17 protein-coding genes are annotated in these 19,953 nt (G+C 58.2%); 14 read left to right on the top strand and 3 right to left on the bottom strand.

Features of this window, described 5'->3' with window-relative positions; all coding sequences use genetic code 11:
- Positions 1 to 209: 209 nt before the first annotated feature.
- Complete coding sequence (locus tag ICM05_RS02580) at positions 210 to 626, bottom strand: hypothetical protein (RefSeq protein ID WP_188022974.1); 417 nt, start codon at positions 624 to 626, stop codon at positions 210 to 212.
- 350 nt (positions 627 to 976) lie between these two features.
- A complete protein-coding gene (locus ICM05_RS02575; RefSeq protein WP_188022973.1) occupies positions 977 to 1,351 on the bottom strand; it encodes a hypothetical protein in 375 nt (124 codons plus the stop codon).
- Between the two features lie 439 nt (positions 1,352 to 1,790).
- On the opposite strand from ICM05_RS02575, the gene ICM05_RS12670 reads away from it, so the two are divergent.
- The 4 genes from ICM05_RS12670 to ICM05_RS02560 all read left to right on the top strand — a co-directional run bounded on the left by ICM05_RS12670 (position 1,791) and on the right by ICM05_RS02560 (position 3,234).
- Positions 1,791 to 1,916, top strand: a complete 126-nt coding sequence (locus tag ICM05_RS12670) for a hypothetical protein (protein ID WP_255498777.1) — start codon at positions 1,791 to 1,793, stop codon at positions 1,914 to 1,916.
- A 171-nt stretch (positions 1,917 to 2,087) separates the two neighbouring features.
- Entirely contained in the window at positions 2,088 to 2,528 is a 441-nt protein-coding gene (locus tag ICM05_RS12890; RefSeq protein WP_370566759.1) for a DUF4244 domain-containing protein, read from the top strand.
- A 5-nt stretch (positions 2,529 to 2,533) separates the two neighbouring features.
- Entirely contained in the window at positions 2,534 to 2,914 is a 381-nt protein-coding gene (locus ICM05_RS02565) for a TadE/TadG family type IV pilus assembly protein (RefSeq protein ID WP_353055795.1), read from the top strand.
- Positions 2,911 to 3,234, top strand: coding sequence for an Rv3654c family TadE-like protein (locus ICM05_RS02560; RefSeq protein ID WP_188022972.1), 324 nt, complete (start codon positions 2,911 to 2,913; stop codon positions 3,232 to 3,234). The genes ICM05_RS02565 and ICM05_RS02560 overlap by 4 nt, the downstream gene beginning before the upstream one ends.
- A gap of 133 nt (positions 3,235 to 3,367) precedes the next feature.
- Here ICM05_RS02560 and ICM05_RS02555 read toward each other — a convergent pair whose 3' ends face one another.
- Positions 3,368 to 3,718 (bottom strand): hypothetical protein, encoded by a 351-nt coding sequence (locus ICM05_RS02555; protein ID WP_188022971.1) that lies wholly within the window; start codon positions 3,716 to 3,718, stop codon positions 3,368 to 3,370.
- A gap of 1,274 nt (positions 3,719 to 4,992) precedes the next feature.
- On the opposite strand from ICM05_RS02555, the gene ICM05_RS12885 reads away from it, so the two are divergent.
- From ICM05_RS12885 to ICM05_RS02505, 10 genes are all read left to right on the top strand, one after another.
- Positions 4,993 to 6,204: a helix-turn-helix domain-containing protein gene (locus ICM05_RS12885; RefSeq protein WP_251364437.1), complete on the top strand. Its 1,212-nt coding sequence runs from the start codon at positions 4,993 to 4,995 to the stop codon at positions 6,202 to 6,204.
- A gap of 221 nt (positions 6,205 to 6,425) precedes the next feature.
- Positions 6,426 to 7,373: a C-terminal binding protein gene (locus ICM05_RS02545; RefSeq protein WP_188022970.1), complete on the top strand. Its 948-nt coding sequence runs from the start codon at positions 6,426 to 6,428 to the stop codon at positions 7,371 to 7,373.
- 19 nt (positions 7,374 to 7,392) lie between these two features.
- Positions 7,393 to 8,673 (top strand): aminotransferase class III-fold pyridoxal phosphate-dependent enzyme, encoded by a 1,281-nt coding sequence (locus ICM05_RS02540; RefSeq protein WP_188022969.1) that lies wholly within the window; start codon positions 7,393 to 7,395, stop codon positions 8,671 to 8,673.
- Between the two features lie 19 nt (positions 8,674 to 8,692).
- Complete coding sequence (locus ICM05_RS02535) at positions 8,693 to 9,586, top strand: fumarylacetoacetate hydrolase family protein (protein WP_188022968.1); 894 nt, start codon at positions 8,693 to 8,695, stop codon at positions 9,584 to 9,586.
- A gap of 54 nt (positions 9,587 to 9,640) precedes the next feature.
- Positions 9,641 to 11,722, top strand: a complete 2,082-nt coding sequence (locus ICM05_RS02530; protein WP_188022967.1) for a hydantoinase/oxoprolinase family protein — start codon at positions 9,641 to 9,643, stop codon at positions 11,720 to 11,722.
- Between the two features lies 1 nt (position 11,723).
- Positions 11,724 to 13,487 carry a hydantoinase B/oxoprolinase family protein gene (locus ICM05_RS02525; RefSeq protein WP_188022966.1) on the top strand — a complete coding sequence of 588 codons (1,764 nt, stop codon included), beginning with the start codon at positions 11,724 to 11,726 and terminating at the stop codon, positions 13,485 to 13,487.
- Positions 13,488 to 13,668: 181 nt separating this feature from the next.
- A complete protein-coding gene (locus ICM05_RS02520; protein WP_188022965.1) occupies positions 13,669 to 14,811 on the top strand; it encodes a Gfo/Idh/MocA family protein in 1,143 nt (380 codons plus the stop codon).
- A gap of 125 nt (positions 14,812 to 14,936) precedes the next feature.
- Positions 14,937 to 16,391 carry a PucR family transcriptional regulator gene (locus ICM05_RS02515; RefSeq protein ID WP_188022964.1) on the top strand — a complete coding sequence of 485 codons (1,455 nt, stop codon included), beginning with the start codon at positions 14,937 to 14,939 and terminating at the stop codon, positions 16,389 to 16,391.
- A gap of 115 nt (positions 16,392 to 16,506) precedes the next feature.
- Positions 16,507 to 18,453, top strand: coding sequence for a 3D-(3,5/4)-trihydroxycyclohexane-1,2-dione acylhydrolase (decyclizing) (gene iolD, locus ICM05_RS02510; RefSeq protein ID WP_188022963.1), 1,947 nt, complete (start codon positions 16,507 to 16,509; stop codon positions 18,451 to 18,453).
- 85 nt (positions 18,454 to 18,538) lie between these two features.
- Positions 18,539 to 19,942, top strand: coding sequence for an aldehyde dehydrogenase family protein (locus tag ICM05_RS02505; RefSeq protein WP_188022962.1), 1,404 nt, complete (start codon positions 18,539 to 18,541; stop codon positions 19,940 to 19,942).
- Positions 19,943 to 19,953 lie beyond the last annotated feature (11 nt).

Raw genomic sequence — 19,953 nt, 5'->3', positions numbered from 1 at the left:
CGCACTCGACGTTGAGGCGGGCTGGGTGCTGACCATGCAACCTTATAAGCGCAGCTTGGTCAAGACATTTGTCACGTATGATCGGGACTTTGATGAAAAAGAGACCAGTTTGTGCCGAAAACGTCATTTATCTGCGGTTTGTCCCAAAGGGATACGATTCGTAACATTTCGAAATTCGGGTGGCCGGTGGGGTGACGTGTCAGCTGGGTTTAAAGGAGCGCTTTCAGGAGCGCGGGAAGATCCGAACGTACGACGAGAGCGAGCGGGGTCTCGCTCATCTTCCCTGAATGAGTGATGACTAGGGCATGAGGAGGGGTGTTATTTTCCAGCCCAGCGAATATGCGCCATGCCTGAACCACCGTCATCTCGCGGGAGCGAACGAGAATCTCATCCTCCGCTTCAGAGAATTTGATGACCTCACCAAGCGAAGCGTGTTCGACGGCGGCTCCCGAGAACGCCTTGTACTCGGACGAAAGCCAGCGGGCTACCGCGTTCGTGGTGATTAGTGCCAAAGCGCCATCGCTCATGCGAACAGGAGCCTGTGAGAAGTTGTAGTCCCGCACTAGGTCGAGGAACTCCGCAGAGTCGTTTGCTTCGTCAAGCACGTTCACTCGTTGACTCGACATCACCGAAGCGACTCGAGGTGGATTCTCGAGCTGGTCCGCGATTCGTTCAAACGCCTCGACGACTCGGTCTCTAGGATCCGCGATCGGATCCCCGGTGTGTGAGCCTCATGTGTGAAGGATCAAGTTGCGCAGTTGTGCATATTCGAGAAGTGCCTCGCGAGTAAGCGCCACTAAAAGTTTGCTTTCTCGCACGCGTTTCGAGAAGGAGACGTAGTCGGTGTCAGACTGCTTTTCTTCGAGCTGCCGGTCAACCCTGTTATATGCCTCGATGAAGCGTGCGGCGTTGGACAGTCTTGGTTCACTCATTGCTCGGTAATCTTCTCTACGTCTGAACTGATTTGGTGCTTTATCTAATCGATTTGGTCGTGATGGACTTCGTCTCCAGGAGCGTGCGGGAAATTAGAGATCTCCGACAAGAGCTCAGCAGAGATAACCCAGGGGTTGTTGTCGTTGCCGATCAGCTCGATCAGTACCGCGTCTGCGTCTTGCTCCAGTACGCGGAATGTATCGCCGATGTTGAAGGACACACCTTGGTCGCTCTCGGCCGCAACTGCAACCGTGAAGCTTGAAGTCAGAGGCGTGCCCTCGTACTCAGTCTGTCCCCGTCGTACCGCGAACAGCTTCACAGCGTATTTCTTGAGAGTGGGGGAGGCCTGTTGGATACCGGCGAGGGCCGCTCCGCCCGCAATTAGCAAGGCACCACCTGTTGCTGCAGCTAATCTCATTGCGTTCCTTGGCCCGCCAACTCGCTTGATGAGGGTTGTGATTACCTGATATCCACCCAAATTGCTCATCATGAACCTCTCCCATAAAACGTGAGCCTAATCCTAGCGAGATGGAGACAAGCCGCTTTGGTATCAGAGCCGGGTAGGCTGCGAGAAAGTGGTGGACGAAAGTCAAGCGAGACAGCCACTGAGTGAACGCGACTACCACATGATTAAGCAAAGGTAATTGGTATGACAAGCCAGGACTCATGGTGCAACAAGCTGTATTTTCCCAACGGGAGATACAGACTAGGCGGGATGTTCTGTCGTCTTGAATGTGATCATGACGGGGACCATTGGTGCGAGTATCAGGACGAGATAGAGTCTTGACCACTTGAAGAGAGCTTTGGCAACGCTTTATTGCTTTCCGATAAAACTATGTCGATTAAGGAGAAGACACATGGAACGCGAAGAACTCCAAGCCGCGGTTGACGAACTGATGCGCCAGTATCATGCTGAAGAAATCGACGCGAATACGTACTCGCAGCAAATGATGGAGCTGACAGCGGCTGCGCAGGAGGAATGACCGATATGTCGATTCCCGGGCGCAATTGCGACCAGCATAAGTTCGGTTAGCGAAATGTGGTGTTCAACCGCAGAGATCATGTGTCTCCGTTGAACATGGCGAAAAGGTTGTTCGTAGACCTGTCGACCACAGCTTGAGGCGCTGAATCCCTCCGGCATACTTAGTGTTTGGATGGGAGCGTCGCTCACACCCGCGCTCAGTGGGAAGTTTTGCCGATGTACGCGGTCCTGTGTGGACAAGTGTCTGTGGCGGACCCGCGCCCCGCACCATTGCTGTATCGACTTCGGGCAGGCCCGGCCAACACCGGCTGGCGCTCGCCGAAGCAATACGCACCGGAGGGCCACCATGCCAATTACTACAGTCCCACGCTCGGGAGACGACCCGCGACGCCTGCCTGACTGGTGCAGGCGCATCTCGATCCGTCGGCTGCGGTTCCTATATATGATGCGTCGCCTCTTTCGAGAGGAGCGAGGTGCCGTGACTGCGGAGTACGCGCTCATCATCATGGCAGCCGTTGGATTCGCCGGCCTGCTCATTCTGATCATGCAGTCTGGCGAGGTGCAGGCGATCCTGATGAACCTCGTGCAGCGGGCGCTGAACTCTGGCGGGTAGGGAGCGTGATTCGCCGGCTGGTCCGGCTGCGGTGCCGATTGCGGTGTCTGCTGCGCGAAGAGCGGGGGAGCGCGACCGCCGAACTCGCGATCACGCTGCCGCTCGTGCTGCTGGTGTTTGGCGTGGTGGTCGGCGGGGTAGCGCTCGCCGCACACCGCGTCGGGCTCACGAGTCTCGCTGCCGAGGTGGCGCGGCTCGAAGCGCGGGGCGATGCCGCGCTTGCCCAGTCGCGCATCGCTTCGTTCCCCGGGAACCCCGGTATTCAGCGCAGCCAGAGCGGAGGCATTCTCTGCGTCACAGCCATCACGAGCCCTGGCTCCGGGCTGCTGCAGGCGATCCGCCTCACTGCTCGTGGCTGCGCAGCCGTGATCGAAAGTGACTCATGAGCGTCCCCATCGCGATCGGCTGCGTGGCCGCGATCGTCATCTGCGGCGGAATCATCCTCGCCGCCACCCACCACTCCATCGCCGCGGCCGCCGCCGCCGGCGCTGCAGACTCTGCTGCGCTCGCTGCAGCCGATGCCCTCGCTGGCTATCTCGACGCAGAACCGTGTGCCATCGCCCAAACGGTGGCCGCCGCAGTCGGTGCCTCGATCACGGAATGCGTTGTGAACGAGGTCACTGCATCCGTATTAATAGGGGCGCGGATCCCGACAGCCCTCGGTGGGGTCAACGGGACGGCGCGTGCTGGCCAGCCGGTGACATGATTATGGCGTGCGTCTAGTACAGCCCTGCGCGCGTCCACCCGAGGCGCCTCATCGCGCCGTCGATGCGGTCGTACACGAAGCGACTGTCGAAGTCGACGGCCTGGACGCCGTCGAGCGTCAGATAACGGCCCTTTTACACGTGGCGGACCACGCCGTACTGCTTCTGGAACGACGCCCCAAATCCTAGGCTCTGGGCCAGCGCGCTCACGTACCCGTACCTGCGGGTGGCCTCGTCGAGGTACACCAGGACGTCCATCTCAACTCGGAGCGGCGACAATACGAGGACGACGCCCTGCGTCGGGTTCACACTGACGACCTGTACCTTCACCGTCGCCGGGTCCTGCCACTCCATCTGCAGGGAGGGGCTGCTGAGCGCCAGCACTGCAGTCGCCGCTTCGTCCGTTGCAGGGCCGCCAGGGCCTGGCCGCATCACCATTCCATCGAGCACGCGTGAGACGATCCAGAACACCAGCGCAACGATCAACGACGTGAATCCTAGGATTCCAGACACCAGGCCCCACGGCAGGAGTCGCTCCCACCGGCCAGAAGTCTCGAGTGAGGCAGCCGTTGCACCGTCAGCGCCAAGGCCCAGCCTTGCAATCCCTGCGAAAGGAATACTGCGAACGCGACAAAGAGCACCCCACCGGCGATGCCGACGATCTTGGCTGCTGTCTTCAAAGTTGGCCCCCACTCCTCGTAATCTCACCAGTTTGGCACAGCGCAAGGCGGTGCTTCGTCCTGCGGCTTGACAGCTTCGAGTTCTAGCTGCGCGCTCGGCTGCGCCTGCCGTCGTTGAGGCCATCGCCAGGTATCTTGCTTCATTGCCCAAGCGGTTGCAGCCGGATTCGGGGCCTTGAGAATTCAGCATCCAAAGAAGCATGGTGCGTCATCGGTTGAAACATGTACACCCAACTGTCCGCACCTCGAAGATCAAGATGCGATGCTCGCCGCCTCGCTGCAGCTCAGGGGTGTAGTACCCGCTCTAACCTGGGCTTTCCGCAGAGCCGCTCTCATCGCCTACCTAGCCTTCACCTCACCAAACTGCCAAATTGGATGTCTCGCTAATCGCCGTGTCCAGTTTTCGATGTTTCCAGAAAGCTGGGCGAAGTGGTTCTGTGTTAATTTCGTCGTATATTCCGTCACTCAGTGTGGAGATTCAGGAGGTACGCGATGAATGGCCTAATCGTCGCTTCGGCCCGACGCATAGATGAGATCCGAGCCGCGGATCGAGCGCGAGACTCGATTCTGGAAGCGTTAGATGCTGAGATTTCTGGGGTGCGCCCGCTGATCGCAAGGTCCTGGTACCGCAGCAGGGCCGCTGGTGTGGACGGTTCGACCGATCGAGGCATGTTCGATGCCGGTCGAGTCGACGAGTACACACTTAGCGCTGCAGAACCTCACCTACGCAAGCTCGACGAGGTTGCGTCGGATCTTGGCGGCTACGTAAGTCTGACTGCTCCGAACGGGGCTCTCATCCATCCAAAGTTCTTACGGTCGGATGACAGCTTTCCTGAAGGGTATTTGCTACTCGAGGAGAACTGCGGCAGTAACGGTGAGGGTCTTGCTTTAGAGGAAGGGCGGGGCGTCTGGCTCGCGCCTGAGGAACATTTCCGCGAGGATATGCGTGGGAACTGGTGTTTTGGCTCTCTCATTAGAGACCCATTCCACAATCGAGTACGTGCGGTCGTGGGGCTAACCTTTCCAGCGGCAGGTTTGTCCCGAATGGACCCCCGTTCGACGCTACTCATGCTCGAGGGCGTGTCTTCTCGAATCGAACAGGAAATCGCAACCAGGACCTCTTCAAAAGAGCGAGCATTACTTGATCAGTACTTGACGATGACTCGACGACGAGGTGATACTCCGATCATCGCGATGGACGGAAAGAATTCGCTGATGAATGCCACTGCAATCTCGCAGCTTCAGGATAATGACTTAGCAATCATCGAGGGCTATGCGAAATCCGTCATGTCTTCTGGCCGATCGAGCACGGTAACGGCGACGCTGGGGAGTGTTGGGTTAGCTGAACTGACGCTGATTGCGGTGCAGCTTCCAGGTGCAAGCGTTGGGGCTATCGTGACGGTGCGGGCTCGAGGCGTTCAGCGGACACTGCGTCGTATGAAGAGCGCAAACGTGATGCCAGAAACTGAGCCAGAATCATTCGCTCTGACTCAGTTGCGTCAACGCTTTGTAGGTGCAAGCGACGAGTTCGAGGCGATGATCGGCATGGCTGCCCGTGCAGTTGAACAGTCCCGGTCAGCGGTCATCATAGGTGAAGCCGGCACAGGGAAACGCCGACTTGCCGGAGCTATCGCTGCTCTCCGCGGCAGCAGCGTGTTTGTTGACGCGCGTCACCGCAGCGGCTCGATGTCGTTGACAGAAGAAGTGACAAAGTCGCTCGTAGCAAGTCCTGACACACTGGTGATCGGCCATGCTGACGAATTGAATCAGCTTGATGGGATTGATATCGTGCGTGCGCTTGGAGCGCACCCAACGACGAAGGTAATTCTTACCGCCTATCGAGCAACTCCCACCACTCTCCGCATTGCTGAGTTTTGTGGAGCTCTCGAGGTCGAAATTGCTCCGCTGCGTAATCGCCGTGAGGACATCCCGCTCTTGGCGAACGCTATCGCTGCTGATCTCGGCGATAAGACGATCTCACGGAAAACGTTGTCGGCCTTTATGAATTCTGAATGGGAGCGCAACATCGAGCAGCTGCGCTCCGTCGTAATCAACACGGTTGAACGTGCCCGTGGTGTCGAGGCGACAATGGACGATCTGCCGATCTCGTTCCAACGTGTGGTTTCGACGGGGCGGTTGTCCCGACTTGAAGAGGCCGAATACAGCGAGCTGCGCAGCGCCCTGCGGGAGGCAAAAGGCAACCGCCGTCTTGCAGCTTCGATGCTGCAGATCGGTCGCTCGACGCTGTACCGACGGATGGACTTCTTCCGGAGTCGGGGTCTCGACCTCTAACTCGATCTGCATTCGCTGCTGAGGCAGCTTCCCGCATAGGCGTACCGCTGAGACCGTGCTTTCCACGGTCTCAGCGGTACGCCTATTTTTGCGCTTCCAGGTGTACCGATCTGGGACGTTTCGAGCACGCCGGTGGGAGATGAAATAGACACGCCCCGCGAACAGAACATTGTTTCGGCCGCGAATGAAACTCGTCACAGAAGAGAACAGGAATGCTGCACATGAACAGCGAAAGACAGGGAACCATCCTGGTTGCGCCCCACCACTTCCCCGATCTCGACCGCGAGCACGCTCTCGCAGAAGAACTCAACTACGAATTGGTCGCCGCGAGCGATGAGGAGGCGTTCCACGAGAGTCTCGTCGATGCGGATGTCGTGATGATCACGCCCTACGCCAAACTGACGGCCAGCGATTTCCCCACTATGAAGCGTTGCAAGGCGGTGATTCGATACGGGATTGGCTACGACAACATCGACGTTGACGCCGCATCTGCATCGAGCATCCCCGTCTCGATCGTGCCTGGCACTGCTTCAGAAGAAGTCGCCTCGCACGCCTTCTCAATGGGCCTGGCACTTGCTCGACGACTTCCCGCAGGTGATGAGGCGATTCGTGATTTCGCTTGGGGCGGCATTATCGGCTACGACACCCCTGTGCTATCGCAACTCGAAGTAGGTGTTGTAGGACTTGGCCGCATCGGTGCACATGTTGCGCGCATGTACGCTGCGGTAGGCGCTCAGGTGCGCGCCTACGACCCGTTTGTTGCGGAGAGCGAATTCGAACTTGCGGACCTCACCGACATTCTTGAGAACTCGGATGTGGTGTCGCTTCATCTCCCTCTCACTGATAGCACCTGGAACCTGGTCTCGGGCAGTGTACTTGCGCGTATGCGCCGGGGCTCGGTCATCGTGAATGTGTCCCGCGGCGGACTTGTTGACGAAGTGGCGCTAGCTGAAGCACTGATCAACGGCCATATCGCTGGTGCTGGAATCGACACGTTCGCACAGGAGCCGCTTGACGCCGAACACCCGCTGCGAAATGCACCGAACACGATCCTGACACCACATATTGCGTGGCGGTCCAACCGATCTACGGGTGCGCTGCAGGAGGGCGCGGTCGACCGTGTCCGCCGCGCACTCACTGGCAAGCCGCTGATCGACCTCGTGAATTGAAGAACTGGGAGCTAACGACGTGAATACAAACCCCGCCATCGAACGCCGCGCTCATGACGTGCTGGTGGAAGATCCACACCTTCGCCGCGGACCGCGCGGCTTTCCCCTGCTGCCAGGCGGCTACGGCCGGTCGACCTATTTCACCGGAGAACCTAGTCCGTACGCGATTCGCGGCACTGGGTTCCGGGTGTGGGACGATCGCGGACGCGAACTCTTCGATGCAAACAACAACTTCACTTCGCTAATCCACGGGAACGCACACCCTGAGATCACAGAAGCCGCCATAAAAGCGCTCTCGGCAGGCTCCAGTTGGGGCATTCCGAACCTTTGGGAGTGGGAGCTTGCTGAACTTCTACTGAAACGGCTGCCATCACTCGACCAGGTCCGCTTCACGAACTCCGGTACGGAAGCTGTGATGTCTGCGCTGCGTATTGCAAGGGGCGCCACCGGACGTGACAAAATCATCGCCACCAAGGGCGGGTATCACGGCACCTCAGACGTCGCGTTGGTGCCAGGCGGACCTGCTTACACCAAGGGTGTACCGCAGGGGGTCATTGACGATGTGACCTCTGTGCCTTTGAACAACATCGAGTTCATGACACAGGCCATTGAATCGGCCCCTGACGAGTACGCAGCAATCATCCTAGATCTCCTGCCGAACAGGGCTGGCCTGATTAGCGTCTCTGAAGAGTTTGTGCGTGCAGCGCGCGAACTCGCCACCAAGCACGGAATAGTGCTGATCATCGATGAGACGATCAGTCTCCGCCTCGGGTACAACGGTTTGAGCGGCGAATATGGTGTGGCACCCGATCTGCTTACGACCGGGAAGCTCATCGGCGGAGGCTTCCCAGTCGGTGCGGTTGCTGGTCGCGGCGAGCTAATGGCACAAGTCGATCCAACCCGCGCGGGCAGCTTGCCGCATGGTGGAACGTTCTCAGGCAACCCAGTGAGCATGGCCGCAGGAGCCGTTGCTGTGCGCCTCTACGACGAGGGGCAGGTGTCCCGTCTGAACAGTCTCGGCGACGCAGTACGCGAGACCGTCAGCAAGCGCATCACTGATGCAGGATGGGAGGTTCGCGGACGCGGATCCTTGCTCCGCGCGGTACCCGCTGGGGCCGAAAAAATGACCGAAGAGTTGCAGCATCGCCTTTGGTGGGCGAGCTACGAACGTGGGCTGCTCGGCTCCCCAGCGAACTTGCTCTCACTCTCAACAGCTATGGACGGCAATGTTTGCGCGGACATTGCTGATCGACTCGCTGATGCCGTTAACTCCGTAGCCGCTGGCACCGACCGCGTCTGATCAGAAAGCAACGAACACAATGAAACTTGTTTCCTACATTCACACCTCTGGAACACGTGGTGGAGTACTCATTGGCTCAACCGTTCATGACCTTGAACGGCTACTCGCGAGCAGCGATGCAGCCGATCGCGGAGCACCGAGCTCTGTCAAAGAGTTCCTTTTAGTCTATGGAGATCGCCTCTCCGAATTCGGGGATGCCCTAGTCAGCGCCAGCGCGAACGAACTTAGTACCCGTGTTGGCCTGATTTCTGAGGTTGGACTCCTTGGCCCGGTGACAGATCCGGCAAAAGTGCTGTGCGTTGGTCTTAACTACAAAGATCATGTTGCCGAGACAGGTCGCGCGCTGCCCAAGTTCCCCGACATATTCACGAAATTTGCCTCTACGCTTATCGGCGCGTTCGACGAGATTCGCGGTGCTGAGATCAGCGACAATCTTGATTTTGAGGGTGAAGTCGCCGTAGTAATTGGGCGCAAAGCATCGATGGTCAGTGAAGACGACGCCCTCGACTACGTTGCCGGCCTCGCGCCGTTGAACGATGTCACCGCACGTGACCTGCAGTACCGCGGCACACAGTGGACAGCGGGCAAGGCAGTCGACGGATCAACTCCATGGGGCCCGGCGCTCGTGACCCTCGATGAGATCGGCGACCCACAGACGCTCGAACTTGTTACGCGTGTGAACGACGTTGAAATGCAGCGCTCGAACACGAGCCATCAAATCTTTCCGATCGCCACGATCATTTCGTACCTCTCAAGTTTCCTCACGCTTGAACCTGGGGATGTGATCGCCACGGGTACCCCACAGGGGATTGGTGCCAAGCGTACCCCGCCCGTTTGGATCACCCCTGGTGACACCGTCGAAATTGAAATCGAACGCGTTGGCACATTGCGCAACCGCGTTGCCTCGGTCTGATCCGAATCTCGGCAAGCTTCCATTACGTAACCTACCCACGAAAGCGCACACATAATGAGTCAAATTCTCACGGGCACCGACGAAGCCCGATATCGCATCGCCGTCGACACCGGTGGTACCTTCACTGACGTCGTTGTTGGCTCCAGCCTCGGGGGCATTGCTGTCGGCAAGGCGCTCACCACCTACGATCGTGTCTTTACCGGATTCGAAGCCTCAGTCCGTCGCGCAGCCGAGTCTGTCGGCTGGGATAGTGACACTGTGCTCCGCAACGCGGATGTCATCGTCTATGGCACAACCCACGCCACTAATGCCGTGCTCACAGGCAAAGTGGCGAAAACCGCACTGCTCACGACAGCTGGATTTGCAGACACCCTGCTACTCCGCGAGGGGGGTCGTCGTGAAGCATTCGACTCCAAAGCTGCATACCCGCCGGCATACATTCCACGAAACCAGACTTTCGAAATCACCGAACGGCTATCTGCCGAGGGTGAAGTGATCGTGCCCCTCGATGAGGAGCGTACCCGCGAGGTACTGCGCACGCTTGCCGCAGACGGAACCGAAGCGATCGCGGTTGGCTTCCTCTGGTCGATCATCAACGATGCGCACGAGCGTCGCGTCGGCGAGTTGATCGAAGAAGAGCTGCCAGGCATTCCGTATACGCTTTCGAACGAGGCAAATCCAACCATTCGTGAATACCGACGTACATCAGCAGCCGCGATTGATGCGTCGTTGAAGCCGTTGATGGCGGCTCACCTTGGCAATCTTCGAGCTGACTTGCTCGAATGTGGCTTCTCGGGCGACCTACTGGTCGTGACTTCTGAAGGCGCCGTGCTTGATGTAGCAGACGTGCTCAACCGCCCCGTGCTGCTGCTCAACTCCGGTCCCTCGATGGCGCCGTTGGTCGGCGCCGCTGCCGCTCCGGATCGCGACACCGTTGTCGTCTGCGACATGGGAGGCACGACGTTCGACGTCTCCCTGGTTGAGAACGGCCTCGTGCGACACACGCGCGAGGCATGGCTCGGAGAACCGTTCGTTGGCCACCTCACAGGCCTGTCTTCTGTTGCAGTAACAAGCATCGGTGCAGGTGGCGGCAGCATTGCGTGGATCGATAACGGCGGGCTGCTGCGCGTTGGCCCGCAGAGCGCTCGCAGTATTCCTGGACCAGCGGCATATGGCCGGGGCGGTGAAGAACCAACTGTGACCGATGCCTGCGTTGCCCTTGGATACCTCGACGCACAGGGATTCGAAGGCGGGTTTGTTCTTGACCGGGAAGCAGCAACGCGAGCGATTGAGAGCCGGATTTCGGGAGCTCTCGGCCGGGACGCTCTTCAGTCTGCTCAGGCAATCCTCGATGTGTCGGCGAACCACATGGCGACTGCGATCCGTCAGTCATCACTTGAACAGGGCGTCGACCCACGCGGTGCTTTGATTGTCGCTGGCGGAGGCGCTGGCGCGATGGTGGCAGCAGCCATTGGTGCTCTGCTCGAAGCAGACACAGTGTTGATTCCGGCAACCGCTGGTGTGCTCGCAGCTTACGGCGCGCATCGTGCGCCGATTGCGACCGAATTCCTCTCGCCATTACACAATGACACCCGTGCATTCGATGTGAAATCTGCGGCCGAGGCACTGCGCGATCTTTCCGGCAAAGCTGCAGGCTTCGCTGATCGTTTCAGAGGTACCGACGCAGCGATCTCTTACTTCGTCGATGCGCGGTACCCCGGTCAGGCTTGGGACCTCCGGGTAATTCTTGATGAAGCGCCTGCCGCGGAACTCGCGGCAGAGATCGTCGAACAGGCATTCCACGTCGAGCACGATCGCCGCAACGGAACCCATGATCCAGACAGCCGTGTTGAGATCATTACCTGGGGCGTACGCGTCGAGATTCCGCGCCCGGAACTGGCCGCACACACTAGCTCCAGTGTTTCCACGCCCGAGGTTCATCGCACTGACGACATCGTGTTCGGCGGTAAGTCCTACTCAACCGCTCGCTACCGCGGCGTGACATTGAGCCCAGGTGAGCGGATTTCAGGCCCTGCGGTCATCGACCAGCCAACGACCACCATCGTGGTTCCACCGGAGTGGGACGCCCAGCTCGACGACCGATCCAACATTTACCTCACACGCAAGGAGGCGTGACATGACACGCGAATTCGACCCGGTGAAGCTCTCTGTGCTCGCCAATGCTTTTGACGGCATCGTCCGTGAAATGACGAGTGGACTGCTTCGTTCCGCACGATCATCAGTGATAAACACCGCGCGTGACTTTTCGTGTGCGGTGCTCACCGCCGACAACCAGCTGCTGGCAGCGGCCGAAGGGGTGCCAGTGCATGTGTTCGGTGCCGGCCCGTTGGGTGAAGACATGGTGGAACTCCACGACGACATCCGTGAAGGTGACGCGTTTCTCCATAACGATCCCTACCGAGGTAATTCACACGCCGCCGACCACTGCATTCTGGTCCCGATTTTTATCGAGGGACGCCACCTCTTCACCGCGGTGACAAAGGCGCACCAGGCGGACTGTGGCAACTCGCTCCCGACCACTTTCTTCGCGACCGCTCGCGACGTGTACGAAGAAGGTGCGCTCATCTTCCCATGTGTGCGAGTGCAGCGTGATTACAACGACATCGACGACATCGTACGTATGTGCCGGGCGCGGATCCGCGTTCCTGACCAGTGGTTCGGCGACTACCTCGCCTCGGTTGGTGCATCACGTATTGCCGAGCGACGTATCCAAGAACTCGCTGAAAAGTTTGGAGCAGAAGACCTGGTCGAGTTTGTTGACGCGTGGTTCGATTACTCGGAGCGGCTGACCCAGGCTGCGATTGAAACGCTGCCAAGTACGGAACTTCACGGAGCATCTGCGCACGACCCGTTCCCGGGCACCGGTCCTGAAGGGGTACCACTGCAAGCAACGATTGCGGTGAAACCGGGAGAAGGACGAATCTCTATCGACCTGCGTGAAAACCCCGACAACTTGCCCAATGGCCTTAACCTAACGCGGGCAACGGCAACCGGGGCCGCGCTCGCAGGCATCCTCTCTGGTATGCCTGAAAACCTTCCGAGTAACGCTGGCACGTTCCGACGAATCGAGGTACAGTTGCGCGACGGTTGCGCCGTTGGCGTACCCCAGCACCCGTTCTCATGCTCCTCAGGAACAACTAACCTCGCAGATCGCGTGGTGAATCTAGTGCAGGCAGCCTTCGCGCAGATCGATGACGGATATGGTGCTGCAGAGGGTGCTGCCGGGCAAGCCCCGGCGAAGTCTGTGATTTCGGGCGTTGATGAGCGCAATGGCAACGCTTACGTGAATCAGATCCTTGTTGGCGGCGTTGGTGGCCCTGCAACCCCATTCGTTGATGGCTGGCCGACTTACCAGCGTCCAGTATGCGGTGCGCTCCTTTACCACGACAGCGTCGAGGTCGACGAGCAGCGCTACCCGATCTTGGTGCACGAGCGCACGCTTGTTGCAGATACTGGCGGCGCAGGTCGCCAGCGCGGTGGTCTCGCGACGCGAGTTGTGTTGGAAGCACGCGATGATGAAGTCACCCTGACATACGGCATTGAAGGAAAGTTGAACCCGCCAAAGGGAGTTCGTGGCGGACACGGCGGTTCTGAGCCAGAAGCGTGGGCTATTGACCCTGCATCGGGCGAGCGAAAGGAGATCCCAATTGTTGGTCGCTATGACTTGCGCCGCGGAGAAAAGGTAGTCTCGATTACCCCCGGTGGTGGCGGCTATGGTGATCCGCTGGAACGCGCAGCAACGGCTGTGCTGATCGATGTCGAGGATTTGCGTGTGACGCTTGAAACCGCCCTCGAGGTCTACGGCGTTGTCATCTCCGATGGCGTGATCGACACTGATGCAACGTTTAAGCGACGACGCGAGCTTTTGGCTGCGCGTTGACGGAGTGTCCCAGAATGGGACATGCACAGCCCGGATAGTTCTGAGACTGTAGTACCACTGAACGGGCGGACCGCTAAGGTTCGCCCGTTCGTTTCTCAGGACAGTGAACACTTTGCTGTCCTTCCCACGAGTCGTAACGAAGTGTGCGGCTCATCGAGAAATGTTATTGACGGAGAAAAACATGGAACCCATTCGAGTCGGAATCATTGGCGTCGGAAACGTTCTGAACCAGTACCTCGACAAAATCGGGGTACACCCTGATGTTCACATCGTTGCCCTGGCGGATGTGAACGAGGCAGCGGTCATCGCGCGTGCGCAGGAGTACGGTGTGAGTAAGGCCTTGAGCCCAGACGAACTACTAGCTGATCCTGAGATTGAGCTTGTGCTCAATCTCACCCCGCCTAGGCTTCACGCCCCGGTGAGTTTGCAGGCGATCGCTGCGGGAAAGCATGTGCTGTCTGAGAAGCCGTTCGCTACCTCTCTTGAGGAAGCACAGCAGATCCTCGACGCAGCTAAGGCCGCCGGTGTATATGTCGGTTCTGCGCCGACCACCTTCTTGGGTTCTGGTGCCCAGACCAGTCGCAAGTTGATCGACGATGGTTGGATCGGCGAACCAATTGCGGCATTCGGATCCTTTGTGAATCGCGGCTACGAGCACTGGCACCCGAACGTTGACCCGTTCTACAGTCCAGGCGCTGGACCGATGCTCGATATCGGACCGTACCTCATTACGAACCTTGTAAATATTTTCGGGCCAGTGCAACGTGTTTCGGCTTCCGCGGCGAAATCTTCAGAGACCCGGCCTCGTCCTAACGGCACCGGTGGATACGAAGGCGAGATCGTGATTCAAACCCCGACACATATTTCGGGATCGATTGACTTCGAGTCGGGAGCTGTTGCCACAGTGATACTGAGCTGGGACGTATGGAACCACAATTTGCCCCACTTCGAAATCTATGGCACGGGAGGCTCAATCTCGGCGCCGAACCCGGATCACTTCGACGGAGCACCCGTTCTGCGTCGCGGTGAAGCACGTGATTTGTCGCTCGACATGACTCCTCCAGGAGGCGGCGACTGGCGCGAGACCGCGTTGACACATCGTGATGATGCGTATCGTGGGATCGGACTTGCCGAGTTCGGGCATGCGATTCGCGCAGGCGTTGAACCGCGAACGGGCGGAGCTTTCGCTTTTCACGTGCTCGAAGTGCTGCTCGCGTTTGAGCAATCATCTCAGGGCGGTCACCACGTCGACATTGCTAGCACCTGCGAACGCCCGCGTCCGCTTCCCTCGGTTGGGCCGCACGAACCTTATCGATTCGACTGATATTAGAACAGTACGCCCCGGCCTCGGCCGGGGCGTACTGTTCTCTCAACAATGGGAGAAGACCGATGCTACAACGTAGAGTTCAGAACAGGTCAGCCCGTGGTCAACTGACTGTTGGCGAACTAGTGTCTAGGCCGCACCTTGGCCTTGAACTCGCTGCGGGGGCTGCCGGACTTGAACGGCGGGTTCAATGGACGCATACGTCAGAACTCGAAGATCCCGGTCCGTGGCTTGAAGGTGGTGAGCTGCTGATAGTCAATGGCTTTGGGATTCCGGAAGATGCTCCTGGCCAGACTGAGTATGTTCGTCGCCTCGCCCGACATCGGCTTGCTGGTGTTGCAGTGAGTGTTCGCGCCCCGGAGCTTACTTCGGAAATGCTCGCGGTTGCGGACGAACTTGGTTTCCCAGTGATGAGGATTCCACGCCAGGTTCCATTCATCGAACTCTCGTATCTCGTCGCCAATGCGAGCGAACGCTCGACTCGAGATCGGCTCGCCAAGCACCTCCATATATTCGATACGCTCCGGTTGCGGAACACGATCAACAGTGATGTCCCAGACATCTACCGCCAGCTCGAACAAATCTCCGGGTACCGGCTTGCGCTTGTTTCTCCTTCCGGCCAGGCATTGCTTGATGAATGGCCATGGGTACCTGAGATCGATTGGGGAGATCGACTCGACTCGACAGACCTGAGGGTTGTGCCAGGTGGTTATCTAGTCCCGCTCGTTGTCGGGGATCGGGTCACTGCCTATCTTGTGGGCATTGAAGACAACGACCTGTTACCTGAGGGGCTTGCAGCGCTTCAGCACGTGAGTACGCTCGCTGCTCTGGACGCCGTTGAGGATCAGCGCAGGCGTGAGTCTGAACACCGCATCGGGGCTTCAGCTTTGGCCAGAGCGTTGGAACAGGAAACGCCGCAGGAGGAGATCGAGCGGGAGCTTTACGAATCTGGACTTGTCAGGGAAGTGCCGTTCCGGCTGATTGCGTTCGGTCGGATTGCGCATGCAGTTCCCGAAACGCGCGCGCGGGATTGGCTCGCGGATCGACGGATTCGCCATGCGATTCTCTGGCAGGAACAACTCATCTGCATGCTGCAATGTGATGACGCGCAGCTCGCCGAGCTCAGTAGCGCTTTAGACGTCTCCATCGGTGCGAGCCCAACGAGTATGAACGTCGCTGAGATTCCGAGAATGCTGCGGCAGGCACGCTGGTCGTTGAGCCTTGCCGATGAGCATCAGGCTCCTGAGATTATTTTTACCGAGCAACAGCTTGGGCTTGCGCGTTGGCTGAATCCAGATGCCAAGACGATAGATCGGATTGCCGAAGATACCCTACGGCCGTTGTTCGAACACGACACTAGTCACGGGTCCGATCTTGTCGACACACTCGCTGTGTATTTCAAACAGAACGGTCGCATGCGAGCGGCTGCCGGTGTGCTTTTTGTGCATGAACATACACTGCGATACCGGTTGAGCCGAATTGAACAACTAACAGGCAAGAGTTTAAAGACTATGCGTGAATCATTCGAGCTCTGGCTCGCAGTAGAAGTTCAAGATCTGTTCGCTCGCAACGAGGAATAGCGCCCCAAACCGCTGGTATCAAAGTGGGACACTTTCGAGTTCATACGAAGTGGGAGCCTAAACCGGTACGCGTCGTCACCGGTCGACGACCCCGCTTCGAACTTTAGGAGAACCCATGAACAGCACGGCCGCAGCCGTCGCAGGTATTGGTGACCCCAAGGCGCCTGTTCGGCGTCGTACCGTCGCCCAAGCGATTATCGAATATCTACAGGTGCAGTACAGCGATTTCGACGGTGAACGCCGTCGTTTGATTCCCGGCATGTACGGAATCTTCGGCCACGGGAACTCTGTCGGGCTCGCGCAGGGCATTGACGAATATGGCGTTGACTTCCCACATTATCCGGGCAAGAACGAGCAGAGCATGGTGCACGCAGCCATTGGCTTTGCGAAAGCATCAAACCGTGCCGCAACACTCGCGTGTACCGCTTCAGCCGGCCCCGGCTCAACGAATATGGTGACCGGTGCTGCAACAGCCACGACGAACCGGTTGCCTGTGTTGCTCTTCCCGGCCGACATCATTAACAATCGGTTTGGCGACCCAGTGCTGCAGCAGATTGAGCATCCGATCGAACGCGATGTATCGGCAAACGACTGCTTCCGGCCGGTGAGTAGATACTTCGACCGTATTACCCACCCTGGCCAGCTGCTTTCCACGCTTCCTGAAGCAATGCGTGTGCTGACAGATCCCGTCGAGACAGGCGCAGTCGTTGTCTGTCTTCCTCAGGACGTGCAAGGAATGGAGTTCGACTTCCCGGAGGCATTCTTTACTCCACGAGTCTGGCACATTCGTCGCCGTTCCGCAGTAGAGGAAGAACTCATCGGTGCGGCTGAGATTATTGCTGCATCGAAGCGGCCAATCATTGTGGCCGGTGGTGGAGTGCGCTATTCAAAAGCGCAGAAGGCGTTGGCTGATTTTAGCGATCGCTTTGGCATCCCGGTCGTTGAGACCTATGCAGGCAAGGGCGCAGGCCCGATTGGTGCGCTCGGTCTCGGCGCTCTTGGCGTGACCGGTACCGTTGGCGGCAACCAGATTGCAGGGGACGCCGATTGCGTGATTACGGTCGGCACTCGTCTGCAAGACTTCATTACCGCATCGCACTCGATTTTCAGTCACCCTGACGTGAAGATCGTGAACCTGAACGTCGGTTCGTTTGACGCGCATAAGATGGGCTCATATCCAGTAGTTGGTGACGCGAAACGCTCATTGCTGGCAATACACGAGAAGCTTGTTGAGATTAACTTCGCTCCGGTTGATTCATACCCGGAGGAGATTGCGGCGGCTCAGGAGAAGACTCGCAAGGCACGCGAGTACGACCTTCAGGATTTTGCCAACGAGAAAATGAGCCAAGCTCAGGTGATCAATGTGCTCAACGAGCGCATCACCGCACAGGATGCGCTTGTGCTTGGCTCGGGCGGTGTTGTCGAGGGTATCCACAAGGCTTGGGATCCTTCCAACGGCGCTGAGATTCACTTCGAATATGCGAACTCCTGCATGGGCCATGAGATCCCAGCTGGACTCGGCTACAAGCTTGCCCAGCCTGATAGTGATGGCGAGGTGTATGTGCTGATCGGTGACGGCACCTATTACATGCAGCCGACCGAGCTCATCACTGCGGTGCAGGAAAAGCAGAAGATCATCGTGATCGTGATTGATAACCGTGGGCACCAGTGCATCTGGCCGCTCCAGGCTGCCAAGGGCGGCGGGCAGGAATTCGGTACTCAGTTGCGCGAACGTAACCCAGTTTCCGGACGGCTTGACGGACCGATCGTAGACGTCGACATCGCGGCGAACGCTGCGAGCATGGGTGCTGCAGCGTGGTCAACCAACACGGTCGAAGAATTCACAGCAGCTCTCGAAGAGGCGAACTCGGTCTCCGGCCCGGCCGTCATCGTGGCAAACGTCGAACAGTTCCGCTATTTGTCAGGAAATGGCGCGTTCTGGGATGTTGGTGTGCCAATGACCTCCCAGCGTGAAGTTACTCGTGAGGGCGTCGCGAAGCATCTCGCCGGACGCGAACGTCAACGCTATTACAGCGCGACGGTTGCTCCAAGCGAGAACTAGGAGCGCGGTAAGTAAACGCAGGGCGGGCTGAATCTAATCGTGATTCCGCCCGTCCTGCATGTGTTTTAACGAGGAAAGAGAGATTATGGGTTCATTCGTTGTTATTAACCCAGCAACCGGTGAAGAGGTAGCTGCATACCCTGCCGCTACCGATGCTCAAGTCGACGCCGGAATCGCAGCTGCTGATCATGCATATCGTGGCTGGGCACGCAACACGACGCTAGAACAGCGAACGACCGCCGCAGCGCGATTGGCAGAGTTGTTCGAGGAACGAGCGGAAGAGTTCGCAGAGACCATTAACTGTGAAATGGGAAAGCCCATTGCGCAGGGGATCGGTGAGACCAGATTCTCTGGAGCGATTACTTCGGCCTACGCCCGCAAATCGGCAGAATGGCTTGCCGATGACGCGGTGGAAGCCGAAGATGGGCTGCGAACCTTCGTACGTTACCAGGGCATTGGAGTGCTACTCGGGGTGATGCCGTGGAATTTTCCGGTGTATCAGGTCGTGCGTTTTGCTGTTCCCAACTTAATTCTCGGTAATACCGTACTACTGCGCCACGCCTCCCAATGCCCCGAATCCGCTCTGGCGCTCGAACGAATCTTCCGTGATTCTGGTTTCCCGGAGGGCGCCTACGTGAACCTTTTCGCGACCCATGACCAGATCGCAGAGATTATTGCGGACGATCGGGTTCAGGGTGTCTCGCTCACTGGATCGGAGCGGGCAGGTGCTGCCGTGGCCGCACAAGCTGGTAAGCATCTCAAGAAGTGCGTGCTTGAGCTCGGCGGTGCTGATGCGTTTTTGGTGCTCGACACCGAGGACCTCGATCACGCTGTGGAGCACGCGGTGCGCGGACGGATGGACAACAGCGGTCAGAGCTGCACCGGGTCCAAACGCATCGTCGTGCTTGACAAGTACTTCGACGAGTTCTCTGCGAAATTTGTAAGCGCACTCGGTGAGCAAAATCTCGCGAACGGTGACTTCGGCCCGCTTTCGTCGAGCGCGGTGACTCGTGAGCTCGCGGAAATGGTAAATGGCGCGGTTGCACAGGGCGCCGAGATCCTCGTCGGCGATGGGGACCCAGTGGGTAACGTCTTTACCCCAACGATTCTCGCTGGTGTCACCCCGGCCATGGATGTGTACCGTCAGGAGCTTTTTGGGCCTGTTGCGCAGCTCTACCGTGTGAGCACTGATGAAGAAGCAATTGAACTTGCAAATTCATCGCCATTGGGCCTCGGCTCAGTCATCATTTGCGATGATCTTGAGCGAGCAGAGCTGGTTGGATCACAGCTTGATGTCGGAATGGTGTTCATCGGCGCGGCAGGCCTGAGCGCAGCTGATGTGCCGTTCGGCGGCGTAAAGAAATCTGGGTTTGGTCGGGAAATGGGACGAGCTGGGCTCTTGGAATTTGCCAACAGGAAAGTTTTCAGGTTCGCAGAAAGAGCCGATCTGCCCCGTGCTACGGCGCAGATCAATTCAAATTCTGGCTGAGTTCATAGCAG

This window comes from Leucobacter sp. cx-42, assembly GCF_014529985.1.
Taxonomy (GTDB): Bacteria; Actinomycetota; Actinomycetes; order Actinomycetales; family Microbacteriaceae; genus Leucobacter.
This window is presented reverse-complemented; position numbering and strand designations above follow the sequence as displayed.

Coding starts and splice junctions, on each gene's coding strand:
- ICM05_RS02580 (WP_188022974.1), bottom strand. CDS start 626: ATGTCGAGTCAACGAGTGAACGTGCTTGACGAAGCAAACGACTCTGCG.
- ICM05_RS02575 (WP_188022973.1), bottom strand. CDS start 1,351: ATGAGATTAGCTGCAGCAACAGGTGGTGCCTTGCTAATTGCGGGCGGA.
- ICM05_RS12670 (WP_255498777.1), top strand. CDS start 1,791: ATGGAACGCGAAGAACTCCAAGCCGCGGTTGACGAACTGATGCGCCAG.
- ICM05_RS12890 (WP_370566759.1), top strand. CDS start 2,088: ATGGGAGCGTCGCTCACACCCGCGCTCAGTGGGAAGTTTTGCCGATGT.
- ICM05_RS02560 (WP_188022972.1), top strand. CDS start 2,911: ATGAGCGTCCCCATCGCGATCGGCTGCGTGGCCGCGATCGTCATCTGC.
- ICM05_RS02545 (WP_188022970.1), top strand. CDS start 6,426: ATGAACAGCGAAAGACAGGGAACCATCCTGGTTGCGCCCCACCACTTC.
- ICM05_RS02535 (WP_188022968.1), top strand. CDS start 8,693: ATGAAACTTGTTTCCTACATTCACACCTCTGGAACACGTGGTGGAGTA.
- ICM05_RS02530 (WP_188022967.1), top strand. CDS start 9,641: ATGAGTCAAATTCTCACGGGCACCGACGAAGCCCGATATCGCATCGCC.
- ICM05_RS02525 (WP_188022966.1), top strand. CDS start 11,724: ATGACACGCGAATTCGACCCGGTGAAGCTCTCTGTGCTCGCCAATGCT.
- ICM05_RS02520 (WP_188022965.1), top strand. CDS start 13,669: ATGGAACCCATTCGAGTCGGAATCATTGGCGTCGGAAACGTTCTGAAC.
- iolD (WP_188022963.1), top strand. CDS start 16,507: ATGAACAGCACGGCCGCAGCCGTCGCAGGTATTGGTGACCCCAAGGCG.
- ICM05_RS02505 (WP_188022962.1), top strand. CDS start 18,539: ATGGGTTCATTCGTTGTTATTAACCCAGCAACCGGTGAAGAGGTAGCT.